The sequence below is a fragment of the Fictibacillus sp. BK138 genome (assembly GCF_004216955.1).
GTDB lineage: Bacteria > Bacillota > Bacilli > Bacillales > Fictibacillaceae > Fictibacillus.
Genome location: NZ_SGXL01000001.1, coordinates 1,771,807 through 1,793,934 on the forward strand (window position 1 = coordinate 1,771,807; position 22,128 = coordinate 1,793,934).

Below are 22,128 nucleotides of genomic sequence, written 5' to 3' on the forward strand. Positions count from 1 at the left end.
GCTGGAGTGTGCTTTAATATCTTACATCTGTCACTGGAAACAGCGGGAATTCCGTTGCAAATAAATAACCTAAACTTATCATTAAAATAAAGTAACCAATAAATAATAGATCAAAGATTGAAAACCCTAAATGATAATAATAAGTTCTTTCATTTGTCGAGTTAAACCTCTTTGCTTCCATCGCAACTGCAATACGAAAAGCTCTTCGTATACTTTGTGAAAGCAGAGGAATCGGCAGTGATTTAATATCCTTCAATAAACTCCTGATTCCTTTTTGACTGTGAACTCCTCGTACTTTCTGTGCATCTAGAATGGTCTGTAATTCTTCAAACATGATTGGCATCAACCGAATCGCTGCCATAAAACTATAAGCATACTTTGGTTGCAATTTAAGCTGCTGCATCAGTGAATAAAATAGCAGGACTGGCTTTGTCGTCAAAACGAATGTCATACCCATCATCGCAAATACAAGCGCTCTAAAACCTAAGTGTAAACCGCGAAATAAACTTTCCTCTGTAACGTTTACAATTCCCAATTTAAAGAGAGTTGTTTCCCCTTTTCCAAATAAAATCATTGAAACTGCCGTTGAAAAAAAAACAAGTAGAAAAGGTATGAGAAAAAGTAAGATCCGTTTATAGGAGTGACCTGTACAAAAGAAGAACAAGATAGAAACGGTAAATGTAAAAGTTATCATATCATTTAAATGATGGATCATTACAACAAATACAAACAAAAATGTGAGTGTTATTAGTTTAAGAGCAGGGTTAACCTTATGCAGCCAACTTTCTTCAAAAGATATATTCATACACATCACCCTCTGATCCTGTTTTCATATCATCCTTCTTCCAGTCGGTGATCACTTTTCCATTTTTCACTTTCCATACTGTTGTGGCAAAATGATGTATGATATTTAAATCATGTGTAACCATGATGATGATCGTTCCCTTTTGGCTCTCTTCTTGCAACAATTCGAGCAGCTTAAATGTATTTTTAGAATCCTGACCAAAAGTAGGCTCATCCAATAGCAGTACCTGTGGATTTTGTATAAAAGCAGTGGCCACACTTAAACGCCTTTTTTCACCAAGAGACAGATGATAAGGATGTTGTTTCTGTTTATCTTTCAACCCGAATATTGTTAAGAGATCATTTGCCTTTTTAAAAACATCTGCATGACTCTCTTCGTTTCTTTGCCTTAGTTCATAAGTAATCTCTTCTAAAACACTATTCGTTAGAAACTGATATTCAGGATTTTGAAAAACAAAATATGCTCTGTTATTCAGGTCAGCAAAGCTTTTTATGGAACATCCATCGATCCTGTAATCACCAGATGTTTTTAGTAATTGCATCAATGATAATAAGAGTGTACTTTTCCCAGCACCATTAGCTCCTGTAACGGCAATCCATTCTCCTGAATGAACAGCAGCTTTTTCTAAAGTAATCGCATTCTCTTTTTTTCTGTATCCTCGAAAGTTTTCTAAACGGAGCAGACTATCACTATGTTTCGTAAGAGTGTTTTGGACTTTTTCTTTTTTATATTCCTCCCATGCACTCGGATACCAAATTCCAAATCTTTTAAGCTCTTCTTTGAAATTAGAAAAAATGTAAGTTGAATTTCCATCCGCCATGATCTTTCCATCATGTGTAAACACGATAACTCGATCGATAACATCTATAATCTGATCAATTTTATGTTCAACGATGATTATCGTCTTATCCTTTGAAATAGCTTTAACTGTATCCCATACTTCGGCAGTACCTTCTTCATCAATTAAAGCAGTTGGTTCATCTAAAAATATCACCTCAGGATCTAAAGCTAAAACCGTTGCCAGTGCTAAACGCTGTTTCATTCCACCAGAAAGCGTTTGAATTTCCGTATGAATGTCATCCAGGCAGAGGCCTACAGTAGTTAGAAGCTCTTTAATTTTGACTGTCATCTCTTCCCTAGGTATTTGAAGATTTTCTAAAACAAACGCAATTTCTTCATCAACATATGGCATACAAAACTGAGAATCAGGATCCTGGAATACAAATCCCCATGAATAAGGGATTTGAATGCTCTCACTTTTAATGGGAATATCAATTGATTGAGGGATAAGACCAGATAAGACTTGCAGAAGAGTAGATTTTCCGCATCCCGACGGACCAAGTAATAATACTTTTTCTCCTTCTTGAAATGAAATCGATAAATCTTTAAATAATAATCCTTTCTCTTCTGGAAACTTTAATCTTAACTTATTAACGGATGCAATACATTCCATACAATAACACCTCTTTATTGATCCAATGAATTAAAATCCTTTTGTGACGAAGATCTGACGAGATTGGTTACACCAGTAGCTTCAAGGGCCTTAACGATGGAAATTGCTAATACTCCAGTAAAAAGAATGGTTCCGATAAATCTGAATGCCATATAGAGGATAAGATTCCAAGTTGATAAATCTCCAATATATCCTTTATAAAAGTCCAAAATTAAAGATCCTATGCAAGAACTTATCCCTGCCATAGAAACCGCTAATAAATCATAACGCTTATATCTAAATGCCATGAGTAAGAGTTCAGCAAATAAACCTTGAATGATTCCATATAATAAAACTTCTAGCCCGAATTCTGATCCCATTAGAAATTCTCCTGAAGAAGCAGCAACTTCTGCAAGAAGAGCCACTCCTGGCTTACGTATGATCAAAAATGCCACTGTTGCAGCCATAAACCACATTCCATAGATTAATTGATCAATGTGAATACCCAACGGCTTAACAGCATAATAGAGAGGTCCCCATATTTTATAAAGAATTCCAAAACCGATCGAAATTACAATTGTGACTAATATATCAGTCAACTTTAATCTGTTAGACATTTTCAGTTCTCCTTTCATTGCTTAAAGTACGCGTTGGAACCGGCCATTTTTCCAATGAGAAAGCCATCTCCCAAAACAAATATTCATACTGGCAGCTGAGTAAAAAGTGCTGTGTCATTTTTTTTCTTTCAGCGTGACTAGCATTCTCTGCTAAGTTATCTAATCGGTTTATTTGTTCTTGAACCAGCTGGCCAAACCATTCTCCTCCGTATGCGGCGATCCATTCCTGGTATATAGGTTCTTTTGGCTCAGCTCCATCAAATCTTTCTCCGATTTCATGATAAATCCAATAGCATGGAAGAATAGCAGCAATTATTTCTCCTAAACTTCCAGAATCAGCAACTCGATACAAATGTGAAGTGTAATTATAAGCGGTTGGTGCAGGCTCAAATTTGGCTAGATCTTCTCCAGTGATATGAAGTTGTTTAATAAACTTTTCATGCAGCGCTAACTCTGCCTCATTCGTCCCTTGAGCATGTGCAGCCATTCTGGAAGTTGTATATAAATCCTCAGCTCTTGCAGCCCCTAATGCTTGAATTCTTGCAAAATGAGATAAGTAATAAGAATCTTGCAGCACATAATATTTAAAATTTTCTAAAGGCAGAGTTCCCTCTGCAATTCCTGTTACGAATGGGTGATTAAGATTGGCTTCCCAGATTTGGTCAGCTTGTTTACGCAGTTCTTCAGTAAATGCAGGCATAAAAAATCCTCCTCAAGATAGTTTTTAACCAACAAAAAAACCACTTTCAGCAATAGAAAGTGGTTGTATAGAAACACTAATAAGTCAAATAGTTTCCGTAACAGCCACTTCCCTACGCTGGTATAATCCAGATCAGGTTCTAAGAGTCTCGAAGTCAAACTTCAATCTCAGCCTTTAAAAGGCACCCCTAGTGGTTTCGTAAAATTATTAAGTTGGTATTATGTTTTAAATCATAACAGGCTAGTTATAATTGTCAACTAAAATAGCAAATAAAAAAGATGGATCTCTCCATCTTTTAATTTTGATATTATTTGCTCATTGCTTCTGTTAATACAGGTACAATCTGCTTTTTACGTGAAACTACACCTTTTAATACTGCTGTATTGTTTTCAAGCTTTACATTATATGCGTCTTCAACAGACTGGGCTCTTTTTCCGAGTGCAAGTGCAGTTGAGTCATTTGTTAAGATGTCTGTTACCACGAACATGAACAGGTCCAAATCTTTTTCATCAATTACTTTCGAAATTGCCGTTTCTAGGTCGTCTTGATGTTTCAATACATCACTTGCATCTACTGTATTTACTTGAGCAACTTCTACTTTGCTTGCACCAATGTTAAATTCTTTTGCATCAAGAGAGATTAGCTCTTCAATGGACTTATCGCTTAAGTCTGCTCCTGCTTTCAGCATCTCAAGACCGTAAGTCTCTGCATCAACGCCAGCGATTTCAGCCAGCTCTCGAGCTGCTTCAACATCTTCTTCTGTGCATGTTGGGGATTTGAATAATAGAGAATCAGAAATAATAGCAGAAAGCATTAATCCAGCAATGTTCTTTTCTACTTTTATTCCTTTTTCTTTATAGATCTTATTTAGGATCGTGGCTGTACACCCAACAGGTTCAGCGCGGTAATACAATGGGTCACTTGTTTCAAAGTTGGCGATGCGGTGATGATCGATAACTTCTAACACACGTACTTTATCAATGTCATTAGCACTTTGCTGACGTTCATTATGGTCTACTAAGATAACAGCGTTTGTTTCATCGGAAACAGTTTCCACTAAGCGAGGAAGATCTGCTTTAAAATAATCAAGTGCATGTTTTGTTTCACCATTGATCTCGCCTAAGCGAACAGGCTCAACATTTTGTCCAAGTTTTGTTTTTAGATCTGCATAAACGATTGCAGATGTTATTGTGTCAGTATCGGGATTTTTATGACCAAAAATAAGTACTTTTTCCATGCTTCTACTCCTTATTTATAAATAGAATTTTCATAGCCAGCCCTTATTTTATCATAGAATAAACGCTTTTGGCTTTTAGAGTTTATTGTAGCATGGAAAAAACACTTAAGGCAAAACCGTACTGCCCATTAGATGTTTATCAACTTCTTTGGCACAGTCGCGTCCTTCTTGGATTGCCCAGACGATTAAACTTTGCCCCCGTCTGGAATCGCCAGCTGCAAATACACCATCTACGTTTGTTTTATAATCCCCATGGTTCGCATCTACTTTATTATTCTTTGTTTCCACACCAAATTGTTTCAATACTGGTTGTTCCGTTCCTTCAAAACCAATTGCAATAAACACAAGGTCTGCAGGCCATACTTTCTCTGTACCTGGAATTTCTTCAAATGAAAGATTACCATTTTCATCTGATGTTCTTTTCATTTGAATCGTATGGAGTTCTTTTAAATTTCCATTTTCATCAGCAACCAATTTTTTTGTTTGAACCGAATATTCTCTTGGATCTGATCCGAATTGTGCAGTTGCTTCTTCATAAGCGTAATCCATCGTGAAGATATAAGGCTGTTCTGGCCACATGTTTGTTTTGCTTCTTACATCCGGTAACTTAGGATGCTTTCCGAATTGAACAACACTTTTACATTTTTGGCGTAAAGCAGTCGCGACACAGTCTGCACCAGTATCACCGCCGCCGATTACAATAACATTTTTATCTTTTGCGTCTATTAGCGGTTCGCTGATTTTATCATTTAATAATCGTTTAGTGGATTGAGTTAAATATTTCATGGCAAAGTGTACGCCTTTTGCTTCTCTTCCCTCAAGATCCAGATCTCTTTGTTTTTGAGCACCAGTGCAAAGAATTACTGAATCAAAGTCAGCTTGAAGATCTTCGGGCATAACATCTTTTCCGATTTCCGTATTCAGAACAAAATCAATGCCTTCTTGTCTTAAAAGTGTGATTCTACGCTTCACAATATCTTTATCAAGCTTCATGTTTGGAATACCATACGTGAGAAGGCCTCCAGCACGGTTATCTCTCTCAAAAACAGTTACAGCGTGTCCTGCCTGGTTCAACTGATCCGCAGCCGCAAGTCCAGCTGGTCCAGAGCCGACAATAGCAATTCTTCTTCCTGTACGTTTTTTAGGAATTCTCGGTTTAATCCACCCATTTTCAAAGCCTTTATCAATAATAGCTCGTTCAATATTCTTAATAGTAACGGCTGGCCCCGCTAATTCGACCGTACATGATCCTTCACAAGGAGCAGGACAAACTCGTCCAGTAAATTCAGGGAAGTTATTTGTTTTTATTAAACGTTCTAGTGCTTCTTTCCATTTTCCGCGGTATACAAGATCGTTCCATTCAGGAATCAGATTATTGATGGGACAGCCTGATGCTGCCCCGTTGATTTCAATACCGATATGGCAAAATGGTGTACCGCAATCCATACATCTTGCACTTTGTCTTTTAAGCATATCTTCCGGCTGTTTTTCTGTATATTCTTTCCAATCCTTCAGACGGTGGAGAGGTTTTCTCTCTTTTGTATCTTCTCGCGGGAATTCCAAAAATCCGGTTGGTTTACCCATGATTATCTCTCCTTTCATCTTATGCTTACTTTAGAATCAATTTTGTTGGACCAGGACTCCCTGCTGGTGTTTTAGCAGCAGATCTTGCTTCAAATGCACTCATAACAGCTTCCTGATCTGATAAACCGGCTTGTTTCTCATCCTCGATTCTCTTAATCATTTCCTTATAATCTTTCGGTATTACTTTTACAAAGTGTGATTGAGCTGATTTCCAGTTCTCTAGAATTGCTGCAGCCTTTCTACTTTGTGTATATGAAAAGTGGTTTAAAATTAATTGTTTAACTGATTCAGTCTCATGATGGTCAACCAGTCTTTCAAACTCAATACCTTCTTTATTGCAAAGCCTCTTAAACATAAGGGGCTGATGAGTGTAAATATAGGCGATCCCTCCGCTCATTCCAGCTGCAAAGTTTTTGCCCACATCTCCTAAAACTACGACATTTCCGCCTGTCATATACTCACAGCCATGGTCGCCAATACCTTCAACGACAATGTTTGCGCCGCTGTTTCTGACAGCAAACCTTTCACCAGCCAGACCATTGATATAAGCTTCTCCGCTCGTTGCGCCATAGAACGCAACATTACCTACAATCACATTATCATCCGCAAGGTATTCTGCTGTTTTTGGAGGAGCAACGATCATCTTTCCGCCTGACAGACCTTTCCCAAAATAATCATTGCTATCTCCATTCAGGTATAGAGACATCCCGCGCGGAATAAATGCACCAAAGCTTTGTCCCGCAGATCCGGTAAAGTTAAGGGTAACTGTATCTTCAGGTAATCCTTCTTCTCCAAATCGTTTAGTAATCTCACTGCCTGCAATCGTACCGGCAACACGGTTTGTGTTTTTTATTGGAAGGTTTATAGATACCGCTTTTTGCTGTTCAAGTACAGGGTTTAGTTTAGGAAGTATTTCTTGTATATCTAATGATTGATCAATCTTGTGATTTTGAACAGTCTTGCAAGTTCGTACACCTTCAGGCTGATATAAAAGTCTTGAAAGATCCAAGTGTTTTGCCTTCCAGTGTGCAGCCGCACGCTCACCAACAGTTAATACGTCAGTGCGGCCAACCATTTCATCCATTGTCCTAAATCCAAGCTGTGCCATGATTTCACGGATCTCTTCTGCAACAAACATCATGTAGTTCACAACATGATCAGGATCACCCATAAATTTCTTTCTAAGTTCTGGATTTTGTGTAGCGACTCCGACCGGACAAGTATCGAGATGACAGGCACGCATCATCACGCATCCTAAGACAACTAACGGAGCAGTCGCGAATCCATATTCCTCAGCCCCTAGTAGAGCAGCAAGTACTACATCTTTACCAGTCATTAGTTTACCGTCTGTTTCTAGCGTCACACGTTCACGAAGTCCGTTCAACATAAGCGTTTGATGAGTTTCAGCAAGACCGAGCTCCCATGGAAGTCCAGTATGCTTGATACTCGTTTTAGGAGATGCACCTGTTCCTCCGTCATAACCGCTGATTACGATAACATCAGCAGCGCCTTTTGCTACACCTGCAGCAATCGTACCTACACCTGATTTTGCTACAAGTTTTACACTGATTCTTGCGGCGCGGTTTGCATTCTTTAAATCGTGTATAAGCTGAGCCATATCTTCAATCGAATAGATATCATGATGCGGCGGTGGTGAGATCAGACCGACACCAGGAGTTGAACCACGAACGTCAGCAACCCAAGGATAAACTTTGTTGCCAGGCAGCTGACCTCCTTCACCAGGCTTAGCCCCCTGAGCCATCTTGATCTGCAGTTCATCTGCATTCACTAAGTAATGACTTTTCACTCCGAATCTTCCTGAAGCAACTTGTTTGATGCTGCTTCTTCTGTGGTTTCCATTCTCATCTGGGATGAACCGGGCTGGATGTTCTCCGCCTTCACCACTATTGCTTTTGCCGCCTAACCGGTTCATGGCAATCGCTAGTGATTCGTGCGCCTCAGCACTCAGTGATCCGAATGACATCGCTCCGGTCTTAAATCTCTTAACGATGGTTTCTACAGGTTCAACTTCATCAAGAGGAATACTTTTCACTTCAGGTTTGAACGAAAATAAGTTTCTTAAGAATGTTGTTCGCTCATCATCGGCTAGTTTAGAAAACGTTTTGAATAATGAGTAGTCATTCTTACGGCAAGCCCATTGCAGGGTATGAATCGTTTTTGGATTAAAGGCATGATGTTCACCTGAGTTTCTCCATTGGAAGTCACTTCCTGAATCTAAAGTGTCCTCAATCGTTTCCATAAACCCTTCTTGATGTCGCAGCTGGGCTTCTTTTTGGATCTCAGCCAGTGTGATGCCATCAATTTGAGAGGCAGTTGCAGGAAAATAACGATCAATTACTTCTTTTCCAATACCCACCGCTTCAAAGATTTGAGCACCTCGATAACTTTGAACAGTGGAAATACCCATTTTTGACATCACTTTAACAATTCCGTCAGTTACACCTTTTTTATACTTTTTTACTGTCTCTTGAAGTGAGAGCTTAATATGCCCCTCTTCAATTGCTTCTTCAAACGTTTTATAAGTCAGATATGGATAGATTGCATCTGCACCATATCCAATTAAGGCAGCAAAGTGATGGACTTCTCTTACCTCACCAGCTTCAACGATCAAGCTAACTTTTGTACGTAAGCCTTTCTGTACAAGATAATGGTGTAAAGAACTCACCGCAAGCAGGACCGGCATTGGTGTTTGAGAAGGATTCATATCTCGATCCGATAAGATAAGGATACTTGCACCATCGGAAATGGCTTTTTCTGCTTTCTTTTGAAAAGAGATCAAATCGGTTTCCAAATCTTCTGAAAAAAGTGTTTGCAATATAGCGGGTTTAAAGTCAGTAATGTTATTTTCTTTTATTTGATTAAATTCATTTGTTGTCAATACTGGAGAATCCAATTGAATTCTGCGGGCGTTCTCCGGTCCAGGATGCAGAAGATTACCCTCTCCACCCAGTAATGTCATCGTTGAAGTAACGACTTTTTCTCGAATCGCATCGATTGGCGGATTTGTCACTTGTGCAAATAGCTGTTTAAAATAGTTGAATAATGATTGTGGTCTGTCTGATAACACAGCGAGAGGTGTATCATTGCCCATTGATCCTATTGGGTCTTTTCCTTCTGTAATTACAGGAATTAAATATTTATGAATATCTTCATACGTGTATCCAAAAGCTTTTTGTTTTCTTCTAATATCATCTAAATCAACAACAGGTTCTTCCCCGTTATCTTCTAATTGAAGTAACCCGTTTGTCAGCCATTCTTCATAAGGCTGCTCATTTGTCATTTCTGTCTTTATTTCATTATCTGTAATGATGCGTCCCTCTTCTATGTCGATAAGAAGCATTCTTCCAGGACTTAGACGCTCTTTGTAAAGAATGTTCTCTTCTTCAACATCAATGACACCTACTTCTGAAGAGAAGATAATATAATCATCTTTAGTTACGTAATACCTTGCTGGACGTAATCCGTTTCTATCGAGGATCGCTCCTATCTGTTTACCGTTTGTAAATGAGATGGCTGTAGGTCCATCCCACGGTTCCATTAAACAACTGTGGTATTCATAAAAGGCACGTCTTTCTTGTTCGAGATGCGGATTCTCACTCCATGGTTCTGGTATCAGCATCATAGCTGTATGTGAAGGCTTTCTTCCTGCAAGTACAAAAAATTCAAATGCCTGATCTAAAATAGAAGAATCACTTCCATCAGCATCTAAAATCGGAAGAAGCTTTTGGATATCATCACCAAATGCTTCAGATACAAACTGTTTTTCACGTGCTTTCATCCAATTCATATTGCCTTGAAGAGTGTTGATCTCTCCGTTATGAATGATATAACGGTTTGGATGTGCGCGCTCCCAAGTTGGAAATGTATTTGTGCTAAAACGGGAATGCACTAAAGCAAATGGGGACACAAAATCCTCATCCTGCAAGTCAATATAAAAAGTATCAACTTGCTGTGGTGTTAAAAGTCCTTTATAGACGATGGTCTGTGTAGACAAACTTGCAAAATAGGTTTGCAGACCGTTTTGTCTTGCCCAGTGTTCTGTTTGTTTTCGAATTACAAAAAGTTTCCGTTCAAAAACAAGGTCATCAATAATGGAGTCATCACAAGCAATAAACACCTGCTTGATAACCGGACATGTATCTTGAGCTTTCTCGCCGATTGAAGAACGATCAATCGGCACAGTTCTCCAGCCTAAAAGTTTCTGTCCTTCTTGTTCAATAAAATAATTAATTTGATTTTCGAGTTTCATTTGAGCTTCTTTATCGTTAGGAAAAAAAATCATTCCAGCACCGTATCGGCCTTGTTCCGGTAAATCAAAGTCAGTTACTTTTTTAAAGAAAAGATGCGGCAATTTAGTCATCAAGCCAGCTCCATCACCTGTTAACGGGTCACTTCCCTGTCCTCCGCGATGGTCAAGCTGGCATAGCATATGAAGTCCTTTTTTTACTATTTGATGGGTAGCATGCCCTTTAAGATGAGCGTATAGACCAATTCCACAAGCATCATGTTCAAAGTTCGGACTATATAACCCTTGTGGTTCTGGAAATTGACTGTAGGTCATCGGTTACTCCCCCTTCACGTTTTCAACTTAATGTTCAAAACTTTCTTTCAATTAGTTTAAGGTTTATAATTAATCGAAACAATATATAATTTAGATTAAAACAATCTCAAATTGAGAATGATTGGTTGTGGGAATGTTATGGAGATTCGTCAATTGGCTTATTTTATTGAAGTTGCAGAACGAGAACACGTATCAGAAGCTGCACTTGCATTGCATGTTGCACAGTCTGCCGTAAGCCGTCAGATAGCAAATTTAGAATCAGAATTAGGTGTCGAACTGTTTGAGCGGGAAGGCAGAAATATCAAACTCTCACCTGTAGGCCGATTGTTTCTAACACATGCAAAGACTGCTATGAAAGCGATCGAACATGCCAAAAAACAGATAGATGAATACTTGGATCCTGAAAGAGGTACGATTAAGATTGGATTTCCGACTAGTCTTGCCGGTCACCTGCTTCCGACAGTAGTTTCTGCTTTTAAAAGAGAACATCCGAATATTGCCTTTCATCTACGACAAGGATCGTATCGATTTTTAACGGAAAGTGTTAAGAACGGTGACATTGACCTAGCTTTTCTTGGCCCTGTACCTACGAATGATCCTGATTTGGAAGGCTTTATATTGTTCACTGAAAAAATCTCTGCATTATTGCCCGAACAGCACCCTTTAGCTGAAAAAAGAACTCTTTTATTAAGTGATTTAAGAAATGATGATTTTGTTCTATTTCCTGATGGGTACATTTTACGAGAAGTTGTTGTGAATTCATGTAAAGAATCAGGCTTCATACCCAAAATTGCTTGTGAAGGTGAAGATCTTGATGCGATAAAAGGTTTAGTCACAGCTGGTATGGGTGTAACCCTTTTACCCGATAGTTCCTTTTATGAAACGAAACCTCGTTTCACGGTTAAAATCCCTATAGAGATTCCAGATGTAAAACGAACAGTAGGAATCATCACACCCCGTGGCAGAGAACTTGCACCGGCTGAGCAAGTGTTTTATGAATTTGTTATTAAATTCTTCTCTGTGCTCGAACAGTATCAATAGTAAAATAGAGAACGGGCGGAGATCGAAATTTGTCGAGGATTGTAGGCTCGTGGATAAAGAGTCTAAACTTTTGGATTCAGACCTAAAATTTTTGGATTCGATACCAAAACTCGTGGACTCATGACTGTTTTTTTGTGGAATTACGGTTAACTAAGCTTTTTATCATAGCTATTCCTCCCTTCGCGGCATCACTAAACAAATGTATCTGTATTGGCGTTAGCCTAATCTGTCTAATCATGCTTCTATTTAAAAAGAGAGTGACCCAAAAACGAATATTTTGGGTCACTCTTTCTTATTATTTCATCCTGCGGCTTGTGTTCTATTATTCGCTTTTCTGATGTTGCGGATATTAATACGGATTAATAGTGATATAGCCAATGCTGCCACAAAAGCACCTGTAAAGATGTAGAGTGTAAGCGAGTAGCTGTTCGTTGTTTCTCGAATCCATGAGACTACTAATGGACCGACAAGACCAGCTGCCGCCCATGCTGTTAATATATATCCGTGGATTGCACCAAGCTGCTTTGTTCCGAATAGATCACCAATGTATGCCGGTATGGAAGCAAATCCGCCTCCGTAACACGTAAGGATTAAATAAATCAAGATCTGAAATACAAACGCATTTGTAACGTTTGGCAGCAGCAAAAATGCAACGGTTTGTAATGCGAAGAAAGTGGTATACACATTAGGACGTCCGATATAATCTGAAACTGTGGCCCATCCAATTCTTCCAAATCCATTAAATAAACCCATGATTCCCACCATGGTAGCTGCTGCTCCAGCACTCAGACCGGCAATATCCTGGGCCATTGGTGAGGCTACCGAAATAACAGCTATTCCGCAAGTTACATTTATAAAGAGCATTGACCAAAGTGCCCAAAAACGAACTGTTTTTACTGCTTCATTGGCAGTTAGCTGCGCTAGGTCTTTTGTTTTCTTTTCTTCTTTTTGATCTTGATCCTTCATTCCTTCAGGCTGCCAATCCTTTGGAGGCGGGGCGAGGTAGAGTGAAGATAAAAACATAAGGGCAAAATAAATGGCGCCTAATAGATAGAAGGTGTTTGAAATGCCTATTCCATTTATCAGTTTCGCGATGACAGGACTCGCGATCAGCGAGGCGAAACCGAAGCCCATGATCGCTAATCCTGTAGCAAGTCCTCTTCGATCAGGAAACCATTTAACGAGAGATGAAACGGGTGTAATATAACCGATTCCAAGTCCTATTCCCCCAAGTGCTCCGTAAAAGAAATAAAGCATATATAAGGAACCTATACTGTCAGCAAACCCTGCTCCTAAAAGACCTGCCCCGAAACAAGCAGAGGCAATCATACCTGATATTCGAGGGCCGTAACGTTCTACAAAATGTCCCATAAAGGCAGCAGATAGACCTAAAAATAAGATTGCGATACTAAAAGTTAACGAGATTTCGCTAAGTCCCCAATCATGTTTTTCCCGGAGTGGATTCGTAAATACACTCCAGGAATAGACGGAACCAATTGATATGTGAATTCCAACTGCAGCCGCAGCAATCAACCAGCGGTTCTTCACTTTATTCGCCATTGTTTAGCTCCTTCACTCATTTTTCTCTAACGTTTTCTCTTTTGTTTGATTTGCTCGTTTTTCAGGTGTATCTTGAGTTGTTTTTTCATAAGGTTCCGTTTCTTGACCCATGCCTTTTAGAAATTGCATCAGAATGGTGACCGCTCTATTTATTTCGGGGTCTTTTAGTGATTTAACAAGATCAAAATAACCGGTTTTCTCTTCTGTATCTTTATAGTCCGCTACCCGAGCTATTCCAGCATCGATCTTCAACAAAAATGGTTCGAGTTGTTTCACGTTGATCATCCCAAGCGTACCCAAGAGCAGCAGAAGATTTTTCATCGTGTTTGTGTTTTCAGGTTTGTCCATTGCTTTTACGGCAATATCCAGTACTTTATCACCTTGCCCAAACAACCCGTTTAACAGCGAAAGGATTCCCTTGTCCTGCATATGATTCATTATCTCGAGTGTTTGCAAAATCGCTTGTTTATTTTTTACTAGAGCATCTTCCACTTCCCTTAAATCTTTCGTTCGCTGTTCTTCTTCTGATACGGTAAATTTTTGGACTTTCTTAATCGCCTTAGCCATGTTGGTTTCGCTCCTTTTTCACAACATCTCCAGGGAATATATAATCTTTTCTTGCCCATTTCTTTTCAACTGCTACACCGATCTGGGGTTGAGGGTTTCCGTATCTGAAGTTTGTTTTTGGAAGAGGATTAACACCTTCTTCTTGCAGGATCTCTAATTTTGCACTTGTCTCTTTATAAGCTGGCGTATCAGTATCTTTATCTGAATAGCTGCTGGTTAATAGATTTATCGCTGCTTCTCCACTGTCGTTCATCGGTAAATAAACTTCTTTGCCCTTCACTCGATCTGTGATCAAACAATGAACTTTAACACTACCATATGGAGAAGATAGACGTACGAGAGTCCCGTCTTTAATTCCTCTTTCATCAGCAAGTTCATGTGAGATCTCAAGAAACGTATTAGGAGTCTTTGATGTGATCCCCTCTGATTTATACGTCATATTTCCTTCATGAAAATGTTCTAAAAGTCTTCCATTATTAACATGGATATCGTATTCTTCACCAAATTCCTTCGGTTCCGTCCAATCAACAGGGTATAATTTAGCTTTTCTGTCATCGAACGGGAACCCTTCTGTGAATAAAATCGGGGTATCTGTCCCATCTGGAGCAACCGGCCATTGAAGACTTTTGTATCCTTCAAGTCTTTCATAAGAAACACCTGCAAACAGCGGTGCCAACTGTGCAGCTTCATCCATGATGTCACTTGGATGTGTGTAGTTCCAGTTTGCCCCCAAACGGTTAGCGATGTCCTGGATGATCTGCCAATCAGGCTTTGAATCACCCAATGGTTCCAACACTTGATATAGACGTTGGATTCTTCGTTCAGTATTTGTAAAGGTACCTTCTTTTTCTAAGCTTGGACTTGCTGGGAGCACGACATCTGCAAACTGAGCAGTTCTCGTTAAGAAAATATCTTGCACGACGAAGAAATCAAGCTTTTCATAGGCATCATGGACGTGGTTGATATTAGAATCCACTATCCCCATGTCTTCTCCTTTTAAATACATTGCTTTAACATGTCCATCATGAATGCCAGTGACCATTTCATGATTGTTCAGACCAGGCTCTTCAGGAATCTTCACACCCCAGGCTTGCTCATATTTCGCTCGAACTTTATCATCAGCTACTTTCTCGTAAGATGGAAGACGGTCAGGCATACTTCCAAAATCACTTGCGCCTTGGACGTTATTATGACCGCGAAGTGGATAAGATCCTACTCCGGGACGTCCATAATTTCCTGTAACAAGCAGCATGTTTGAAATAGCTGTACTCGTATCACTTCCGCCCATATGCTGTGTAACACCCATCGCCCAAAGTACACAAACACTTTTTGATTGATGGATCGTTTCTGCAATATTAATTAAGGTTTCTTGAGTGAGACCAGTTGCTTTTTCGGCATATTCAAGCGTGTACTTTTCAAGGTTTTGTTTAAAATCTTCTAAACCGTTTACACGATTCGTTAAAAATTCTTTATCAGCCCAGCCTTGATCAAGAATATATTTTGTGACAGCTGAAAGCCATACTAGATCGGAACCTGCCCTAGGCTGAATAAACAGATCAGCTCGATCAGCCATTTCATGTTTACGGAGGTCCGCGACGATCAGTTTCTGGCTATTTAACTTGTGAGAACGTTTAACTCTTGTAGCGAGTACAGGATGGGACTCAGATGTATTGGATCCGATAACGATTACAAGCTCTGATTTTTCAATATCTTTAATGGAACCTGAGTCTCCTCCATGTCCTACGGTACGGAACAATCCCATCGTCGCAGGTGTTTGGCAGTATCGTGAGCAGTTATCGATGTTATTCGTTCCAATAACACCACGCGCCAATTTTTGCATTAAATAGGACTCTTCATTCGTACATTTAGAAGAACTGATAAATGTTAATGCTTGTGAGCCGTATGTTTCTTTGATTTCTGTAAACTTGGATGCTATAAGATTCAATGCTTCATCCCAAGAAGCTTCTCTAAATGAATCTCCTTCACGGATGAGGGGTTTTGTTAAGCGCTCTTCGCTGTTTACAAAATCCCAGCCGAACTTGCCTTTTACACATGTAGAAATACCATTAGCCGGAGCCTCGATCTGAGGATCCACTTTTAAGATTTCTCTTCCTTTTGTCCACACATCGAAGCTACATCCAACTCCACAATATGTACACACAGTTTTTGTTTTTTTAATGCGCTGTTCACGCATAGCCGCTTCCATATCAGAAATAGCTAATATAGAGCCATAACCGGTTTCTACACTTTTTGTTATCTCTATCATAGGACGCAAGGTTTCCCGGTTAATGCCTGTCATGTAGCCAGCTTCGCCTTCCATTCCCTTTTCCATCATGGCATTACAAGGACATACCGTTGAACAATGTCCACAAGAAACACATGAAGACTCGTTGATCGGCACATCTTTATCCCAGATTACACGAGGTCTTTCACGGTCCCAATCAATAGAAAGGGTTTCAGTTACTTGCACATCTTGACATGCTTCAACACATCGTCCGCACAAAATACATTGATCAGGGTCATATCTGTAGAATGGATTGGAATGATCTACTTCATAGGGTTTGTGGTCAAAAGGAATACTTTGATGGTTAATCTTCATCTCTTTAACGGTATTATGTATTTCGCATCCCCCATTGTTATAATCACAAACTGTACAATACAATTCATGGTTAAATAGGATCCGGTCCATCCCGATAACTTGAGCTTCTTTCACTTCATCAGAGTTCGTATCAACCTCGTCTCCATCTTTGACGGTGGTGGAACAAGCTCTGACAAACTCGCCATTTACTTTTACAATACAAGTGTCACAGGTTTCAATCGGTCCTAAACTAGGATGATAGCAAACATGAGGAACTTGATCAGGACTGTCAGTAAGAAGGTTTAAAATGGTTTGATCTTTGTTGGCTTTTACTTCAGAACCATTAATTCTAATCGAATAATCGGACAAAATGAATTCACCCTTTCAATAAAAGTTACTTACAAAAAATTCAGTCATCTAAAAATGCCGATTCCCTAATCGTTATCTCCTTAAACAAATTCTGTTATTCAAATCCTGTGGTGCGATATAAACACAAAAAAGGCTCTTTTCTAAAAGATGTTACTACAATGAGCATTGAAGTTCTTCATTGAAGAGTTGATTGCAGTGGAAGGTGCGAGACTCCTGCGGGACTGGCGGTCAGGTGAGACACTTAAAAGTGAAACGTACGAATGTGGCTCACCGCCTGCCCCGCGGAAAGCGAGCAACCTGGAGCGGAAATTCAACCTCTTTCTAAAACAACAAAGTTCACGAAAAACGCCAAAAAAAGACACCTATGAAGTGTCTAAGTAATTCAGCTATCTAAATCAATTTCGATTAAGTCGTAAGAAGTAACGATCCCAAGCGGTTTTTCATTTTCACTCCCGTTTAGTGTGATGATGATCGCTTCAAGTTTTTTATCCTCTTTATGGAACGTTTCAAATATTTCTTCTGCCTTAAAGATACTTGATGTTTTTGAAATAAATGCCACTAGCTGTTTTCCTTTTTTTCTTGTGATATCAGATATTTTTGCATTGCTTAGATCAATAACCTGATCTGCCAGCCGGTCGCTTAGCCAATTTAATAAATAGGTTGCAGTTAACAGCCAAAGGTATTCACCCTTTTCATTATATACGGGGAATCGTGAATAAGACGTTTCTCTAATGCAGCTTAGTACATCTGCTAATTTGTCACTTTCTTTAAAATGGTGAACATCTTTTGTAGCAATACTTAGTGCGGTTTCGGGCTTTTGAAAGTAACCTGCTATTTTTTCTATTCGCTCCACAATATCAAGATGCGGTTCTGCAATATAATAATCATGATCAACTTTTTCGTGAACGATCGCATTACGAAGCTTCGCAAACTGGCAAAGCTCATTATAAAACGACCTGATTAGAGAATGTTTTTTCATTCCAACTTCAACTAAATTTTTAAACCGATCATCCGTTATATCCTTAACTTTATCTATAAGACACTTATGAATTTGATTAAATGCGATCTCAAAACGTTCTGACAAAGCATTTTCTTTATTGGGTTTTAAATGGGTCACGGTCATGTTCTATCTCTCCTTATATATCCACTACACTCTTTCTACCCGCAAACAGCTATTTTATAAACAAAAAAAAAGAAGCGCATCACAGGATACACAACTTTTTCTAAAAATCTTTCCATTCAATTTTTCCACATTTGTTTTCAACATCTATTTCTACTTCAAAATCATGCTTCTCATAAAAGTGAATTAAACGGTCAACGTGATCCCAATCTCTTTTAGCAATGTAACCTTTAATTATTGGAATATTATTATCTGATGCAGTTTCTTTTAAATACTCCATGCAGATCGATCCATATCCTTTATTAGCGGGTCCTTTAATATCACCAATATGCAGTGTATGATCATCTTCATAAATCGCATCAATGGCAAAATCCCAGCCATCATATCTTGATTCACAATCGTTTAGCATGATTTTGCACTGATCCATTTCTTCTGTTTTATATACGATAACAAGGTTATCCTCTTTTGTTTGGTCAACACCGATTACATTGTAGTCTTTCGCTATTTGTTTCATATCGTTCTGTAATCGAAGAAGTTGAAACTCTAGTTCATTCCGGTCAAGTTTGTTTTCTGTTTCTTTTTCAAGTCCAAGCAGCAACATGTAATTCCCCCCTTTAGATTACTTTTACAGAAACACACAGTTTCCCATTTTACTAAAGGTAAAGAGATATTTCAATTGTAAATTGTTGCCTGCCATTAAGATTGATAAGGTATCACATAAAATTCAGTCTGCCTTTTTGTTAGATAATGTAATTTACGACCTTTGAAACACACTGATTCCTCAAGGTATATAGGAATATCCTTATTCCATTCGGGTATAAATTCTCTAATGTTAAACTCTAATGCATAACACGTATTATTCAAAATCTCTAATTCTCCACGAACAGGAATGGATTCTTGCTTATCAAATAACCCTATTAATGGACCTGCGGCGTGACAATGGTAACCAATTGGATGAGAATATAGCATGGGTGAAATGCCGCAGGCAACAGCTTTTTTTATTATTTTTTCAAAGACTTCATTACCTGACATTCCAGGTTTTACCGTATCCATAACGAGATCTTCAAATTTATTAGCTATGATTAAAGCTTTCCGGAGTCCTTCTGGAACTTCATGCTCTTCTGGATACAGGACATAGGCTAACTGCTGTGTATCGGAACAAAGACCTAAGTATTCAATGCCGAAATCAAGGTGAACAATATCGCCAGGCTGTATAGTGTCTTCAATCCTGTCAGCAGAGGACCCTTTTCTTTGAATGTCAACTGTAGGATAAAAAGAAGTTTTTAATCCAAGATCAAAGGTTTTTTGCCTGATCCATTCCACTACTTCTCGAGTTGTAGTTTGATTTGGGGTAATCACTTGATCAGATAAAGCTTGTTTAGCTATTTCACGGGTAATTGACGCCAGTTCTTTAAATGCTTCCAGTTCAGATTCTGTTCGTAATTGAAGCCAATCAATAGCCAATGGTGCTGAAGACACTAATTTAGATGAGTGCTCCTTTCCAATCGTATCTGTCATCGTCTGATAAAAGGAATGGCTTAACCCATCACAGAATGAATAATAGGGAGAAACGTTTACCGCGATTTGATCTGGCTGATAGGTATCCATTAGTTTTCGGAGTATTTCAAACGGACCTTCACCTTTCATCCCTAAGCAGCAGGTATAATAAGGTTCAAATCGTTTATTTGATGAAATTACCAGTCTTTTTACTTTTTCTGTTTTCTTTTCCCTAATAAATACAAATATCGTTAAACGCCTCGAGCTGTCTATTGAGGAAGGAAAAAGAGTAAGAGCTACTGGATCTTCATGATATTCTCTGCCTAGTGTAATCCACATATCAAATTTATGCTTATTCATTAGAACAGGCAATAGATCCTCTAGCCTTGTGAGCAGCCATTCATCTGTTATTTTATCTCTTTCAATTAGGGATTTTATTTTAAAAGTTCTTTGATCTGCTTGGATTGTCACGATAATTCTCAGTCCTCTCTATCAATGTCTGATTACACTGTTCTCCTTTCTCTATGCAAAGTCCTTCGTGGTCTTGTTTTATAATTTGATGCATATGAATAGGAGGACAAAGTGTACAAGGAGATGCACCATGATATGAATATATTTTTTCGGGGAGTCCTTTTACTTGCAGCTGCTGCATTAGTGGGAGAAAGCATAGAATTCATTGTGAATATGATACTTGCACGTCAGTTAGGAGAACTAGGATTAGGACATTACATGTCAATTTTTCCAACTGTGATTCTAATTATTATCATCGCGAGTCTAGAGCTGCCGATCTCCATATCTAAGTTTGTAGCCGAAAAAGAAGAAAATCAGCATTACAGTATGCTGAAGCATGCGACTAAGCTAACACTTATTCTAACGGCAGCTATGATTATTATTGCTGTATTTATACTGCCTTATATCCCAGTGTTCAACAGTTATCATCCGCTTGTAAGATGGTTGATGGTGTTATTAATTCCCCTTATCTCACTGACCTCGATCGCAAGAGGATTTTTCATGGGGAAACAGCAGATGGGAAAACTCGCTTTTTCAAATTTATTTCGTAAATTTGTACAGCTCGTATTGCTGGCAGGTATTTATCAATTGTTCTCTTTTGATAGAGAAACAGCTATCTTAATTGCATTAGCTACTTTCGTTGGCAGTGAACTTGTTGTCTTTGTTTATTTGTTTACCGCTTATTTGCTGCAATTCAGGAAAATGAAATATCAATCGAACCAAGATTTAAGTGCAGGTGAAGTTACAAAAAGTTTAATGGCCGTGACAATCCCAACGACAGGACTGCGGCTTTTTCATGCATTTACAAATGCAGTTCAGCCTTTTTTGATTAAATACTCACTTACGTTGACCGGACTATCTGATGTGGCAGCAACTGAACAGTTCGGGCTTCTTGCAGGTGTTGCTATCACGATTGGTTTCTTTCCTGCATTTATCGCACACTCTTTGCTCGTGGTCTTAATCCCGACTGTCTCAGAAGCGACTGCAAAAAAAGATGTAGATACTTTGAAAATGCTTCTAATAAGGGTTATGAAAATTACTGCAGCTTATGGTTTTCCTGCAGTTATCATTTTTCTTTTGTTTTCTGAGAAATTGACGGTGATGTTCTTTCACTCTGCTTCGGCTGCAGTCTATCTTGAGCTATTATGGCCATGCTTTTTATTTACGTTTTTTTTAATCCCTCTTCAGGCATATTTAATTGGTCTAGGATTGATCACTACTGCTTTTATCCAGTCTATATGGTCAACAGTTATTTCTTTTTTTCTTATGTATTTACTTGGTTCACAGCCTTCATTTGGAATGCACGGTGTTATCATTGGTATGAATGCAGGTTCCGTTCTTCTTATGCTGCTTCATTACTTTTCAGTCTGCAAAGCGATCGGAATTACCTTTTGGCTGAGTGCAAGGAACAATTTTCAAGAATAAAAAAAGAGCATCTCTTAAAGGGAAATTCCTTAAGAGATGCTTTTTATCAGACAACTTTGTGAGTATGAGCAAGGACTGCGCGAAAGTTATAAGGGCTATTTTCTTGTTTTACGAACGCCCATTGATTAGGAATACGAGATTGTAAAAATTCAAGCTGTGATTCGTTCAAACCTAGCTCAAGCCATGAGTCACCGATCTTAAAATGTTCCTCTTCCTTGAAAGAAAATCTTGTCTGAAGCAAATTTTGTAACCCTCTAATTGTAATAAACTTAAACATATAGCCATTATGAATAGCGTGTACAATATCCTCCCAATGCTCTTCAGCGTATTGAAAGAAGTTGAGCAAGCTAGCTTCTTCTTTACCTATATGACGCAAAGCACTAATATTTTTTTGTCTAATAACATCTACCAAATGATCTCCGTCAACCCCTCCAGCAATTGCAGCTTCAAGTAATAAGCCGGCTGGCATTGATAATTTCACCATACTAATCCCCCAATTTTTAA

General features: G+C 38.7%; 16 protein-coding genes and 1 riboswitch. Of the genes, 2 read left to right on the forward strand and 14 right to left on the reverse strand.

Translation table 11 applies throughout. The features are described from left to right. Positions 1–13: 13 nt before the first annotated feature. The 7 genes from EV282_RS08800 to gltB all read right to left on the reverse strand — a co-directional run bounded on the left by EV282_RS08800 (position 14) and on the right by gltB (position 10,957). The gene (locus tag EV282_RS08800) at positions 14–811 is read right to left on the reverse strand and encodes an energy-coupling factor transporter transmembrane component T family protein (RefSeq protein WP_130295478.1); all 798 of its coding nucleotides are present in this window, start codon (positions 809–811) and stop codon (positions 14–16) included. Beyond that, positions 789–2,258, reverse strand: a complete 1,470-nt coding sequence (locus tag EV282_RS08805) for an ABC transporter ATP-binding protein (protein WP_130295480.1) — start codon at positions 2,256–2,258, stop codon at positions 789–791. Before EV282_RS08805 ends, EV282_RS08800 begins: the two co-directional genes overlap by 23 nt. Positions 2,259–2,272: 14 nt before the next feature. After that, positions 2,273–2,854: an ECF transporter S component gene (locus tag EV282_RS08810; RefSeq protein WP_130295482.1), complete on the reverse strand. Its 582-nt coding sequence runs from the start codon at positions 2,852–2,854 to the stop codon at positions 2,273–2,275. Then, positions 2,847–3,554, reverse strand: coding sequence for a thiaminase II (gene tenA, locus EV282_RS08815; RefSeq protein WP_130295483.1), 708 nt, complete (start codon positions 3,552–3,554; stop codon positions 2,847–2,849). Before tenA ends, EV282_RS08810 begins: the two co-directional genes overlap by 8 nt. A 92-nt stretch (positions 3,555–3,646) precedes the next feature. Further along, positions 3,647–3,753: riboswitch (TPP riboswitch) on the reverse strand. Positions 3,754–3,861: 108 nt separating this feature from the next. Continuing rightward, on the reverse strand, positions 3,862–4,791 hold the full coding sequence (locus tag EV282_RS08820) for a manganese-dependent inorganic pyrophosphatase (RefSeq protein ID WP_130295485.1): 930 nt from the start codon (positions 4,789–4,791) through the stop codon (positions 3,862–3,864). A gap of 105 nt (positions 4,792–4,896) precedes the next feature. Next, positions 4,897–6,375, reverse strand: coding sequence for a glutamate synthase subunit beta (locus EV282_RS08825; protein ID WP_130295487.1), 1,479 nt, complete (start codon positions 6,373–6,375; stop codon positions 4,897–4,899). A gap of 25 nt (positions 6,376–6,400) precedes the next feature. After that, positions 6,401–10,957 (reverse strand): glutamate synthase large subunit, encoded by a 4,557-nt coding sequence (gene gltB / locus EV282_RS08830; protein WP_130295488.1) that lies wholly within the window; start codon positions 10,955–10,957, stop codon positions 6,401–6,403. Positions 10,958–11,095: 138 nt separating this feature from the next. On the opposite strand from gltB, the gene EV282_RS08835 reads away from it, so the two are divergent. After that, positions 11,096–11,998 carry a LysR family transcriptional regulator gene (locus tag EV282_RS08835; protein WP_130295490.1) on the forward strand — a complete coding sequence of 301 codons (903 nt, stop codon included), beginning with the start codon at positions 11,096–11,098 and terminating at the stop codon, positions 11,996–11,998. Between the two features lie 300 nt (positions 11,999–12,298). Here the strand turns inward: EV282_RS08835 and EV282_RS08840 are convergent, their stop codons facing one another. The 6 genes from EV282_RS08840 to EV282_RS08865 all read right to left on the reverse strand — a co-directional run bounded on the left by EV282_RS08840 (position 12,299) and on the right by EV282_RS08865 (position 20,160). Beyond that, positions 12,299–13,558, reverse strand: a complete 1,260-nt coding sequence (locus EV282_RS08840; protein ID WP_130295491.1) for an L-lactate MFS transporter — start codon at positions 13,556–13,558, stop codon at positions 12,299–12,301. 12 nt (positions 13,559–13,570) lie between these two features. Continuing rightward, the gene (locus EV282_RS08845) at positions 13,571–14,125 is read right to left on the reverse strand and encodes a DUF1641 domain-containing protein (protein ID WP_130295492.1); all 555 of its coding nucleotides are present in this window, start codon (positions 14,123–14,125) and stop codon (positions 13,571–13,573) included. After that, positions 14,118–17,072, reverse strand: a complete 2,955-nt coding sequence (gene fdhF, locus EV282_RS08850) for a formate dehydrogenase subunit alpha (protein WP_130295493.1) — start codon at positions 17,070–17,072, stop codon at positions 14,118–14,120. Before fdhF ends, EV282_RS08845 begins: the two co-directional genes overlap by 8 nt. Before the next feature lie 382 nt (positions 17,073–17,454). Then, on the reverse strand, positions 17,455–18,195 hold the full coding sequence (locus tag EV282_RS08855; RefSeq protein ID WP_130295494.1) for a CBS domain-containing protein: 741 nt from the start codon (positions 18,193–18,195) through the stop codon (positions 17,455–17,457). Positions 18,196–18,295: 100 nt separating this feature from the next. After that, the gene (locus EV282_RS08860; RefSeq protein WP_130295495.1) at positions 18,296–18,793 is read right to left on the reverse strand and encodes a GNAT family N-acetyltransferase; all 498 of its coding nucleotides are present in this window, start codon (positions 18,791–18,793) and stop codon (positions 18,296–18,298) included. A 95-nt stretch (positions 18,794–18,888) separates the two neighbouring features. Further along, complete coding sequence (locus tag EV282_RS08865) at positions 18,889–20,160, reverse strand: M24 family metallopeptidase (RefSeq protein ID WP_130295496.1); 1,272 nt, start codon at positions 20,158–20,160, stop codon at positions 18,889–18,891. A 135-nt stretch (positions 20,161–20,295) separates the two neighbouring features. Here EV282_RS08865 and EV282_RS08870 point away from each other — a divergent pair, with 135 nt between their 5' ends. Further along, complete coding sequence (locus EV282_RS08870) at positions 20,296–21,624, forward strand: oligosaccharide flippase family protein (protein WP_130295497.1); 1,329 nt, start codon at positions 20,296–20,298, stop codon at positions 21,622–21,624. A 46-nt stretch (positions 21,625–21,670) separates the two neighbouring features. On the opposite strand, the gene EV282_RS08875 is transcribed toward EV282_RS08870, so the two are convergent. After that, complete coding sequence (locus EV282_RS08875; protein ID WP_130295498.1) at positions 21,671–22,108, reverse strand: hypothetical protein; 438 nt, start codon at positions 22,106–22,108, stop codon at positions 21,671–21,673. Positions 22,109–22,128 lie beyond the last annotated feature (20 nt).

What these genes read in the sequence shown, in the direction of transcription:
- EV282_RS08800 (WP_130295478.1), bottom strand. Translation starts at nt 811, where the DNA reads ATGTGTATGAATATATCTTTTGAAGAAAGTTGGCTGCATAAGGTTAAC.
- EV282_RS08805 (WP_130295480.1), bottom strand. Translation starts at nt 2,258, where the DNA reads ATGGAATGTATTGCATCCGTTAATAAGTTAAGATTAAAGTTTCCAGAA.
- EV282_RS08810 (WP_130295482.1), bottom strand. Translation starts at nt 2,854, where the DNA reads ATGTCTAACAGATTAAAGTTGACTGATATATTAGTCACAATTGTAATT.
- tenA (WP_130295483.1), bottom strand. Translation starts at nt 3,554, where the DNA reads ATGCCTGCATTTACTGAAGAACTGCGTAAACAAGCTGACCAAATCTGG.
- EV282_RS08820 (WP_130295485.1), bottom strand. Translation starts at nt 4,791, where the DNA reads ATGGAAAAAGTACTTATTTTTGGTCATAAAAATCCCGATACTGACACA.
- EV282_RS08825 (WP_130295487.1), bottom strand. Translation starts at nt 6,375, where the DNA reads ATGGGTAAACCAACCGGATTTTTGGAATTCCCGCGAGAAGATACAAAA.
- gltB (WP_130295488.1), bottom strand. Translation starts at nt 10,957, where the DNA reads ATGACCTACAGTCAATTTCCAGAACCACAAGGGTTATATAGTCCGAAC.
- EV282_RS08835 (WP_130295490.1), top strand. Translation starts at nt 11,096, where the DNA reads ATGGAGATTCGTCAATTGGCTTATTTTATTGAAGTTGCAGAACGAGAA.
- EV282_RS08840 (WP_130295491.1), bottom strand. Translation starts at nt 13,558, where the DNA reads ATGGCGAATAAAGTGAAGAACCGCTGGTTGATTGCTGCGGCTGCAGTT.
- EV282_RS08845 (WP_130295492.1), bottom strand. Translation starts at nt 14,125, where the DNA reads ATGGCTAAGGCGATTAAGAAAGTCCAAAAATTTACCGTATCAGAAGAA.
- EV282_RS08855 (WP_130295494.1), bottom strand. Translation starts at nt 18,195, where the DNA reads ATGACCGTGACCCATTTAAAACCCAATAAAGAAAATGCTTTGTCAGAA.
- EV282_RS08860 (WP_130295495.1), bottom strand. Translation starts at nt 18,793, where the DNA reads ATGTTGCTGCTTGGACTTGAAAAAGAAACAGAAAACAAACTTGACCGG.
- EV282_RS08870 (WP_130295497.1), top strand. Translation starts at nt 20,296, where the DNA reads ATGAATATATTTTTTCGGGGAGTCCTTTTACTTGCAGCTGCTGCATTA.
- EV282_RS08875 (WP_130295498.1), bottom strand. Translation starts at nt 22,108, where the DNA reads ATGGTGAAATTATCAATGCCAGCCGGCTTATTACTTGAAGCTGCAATT.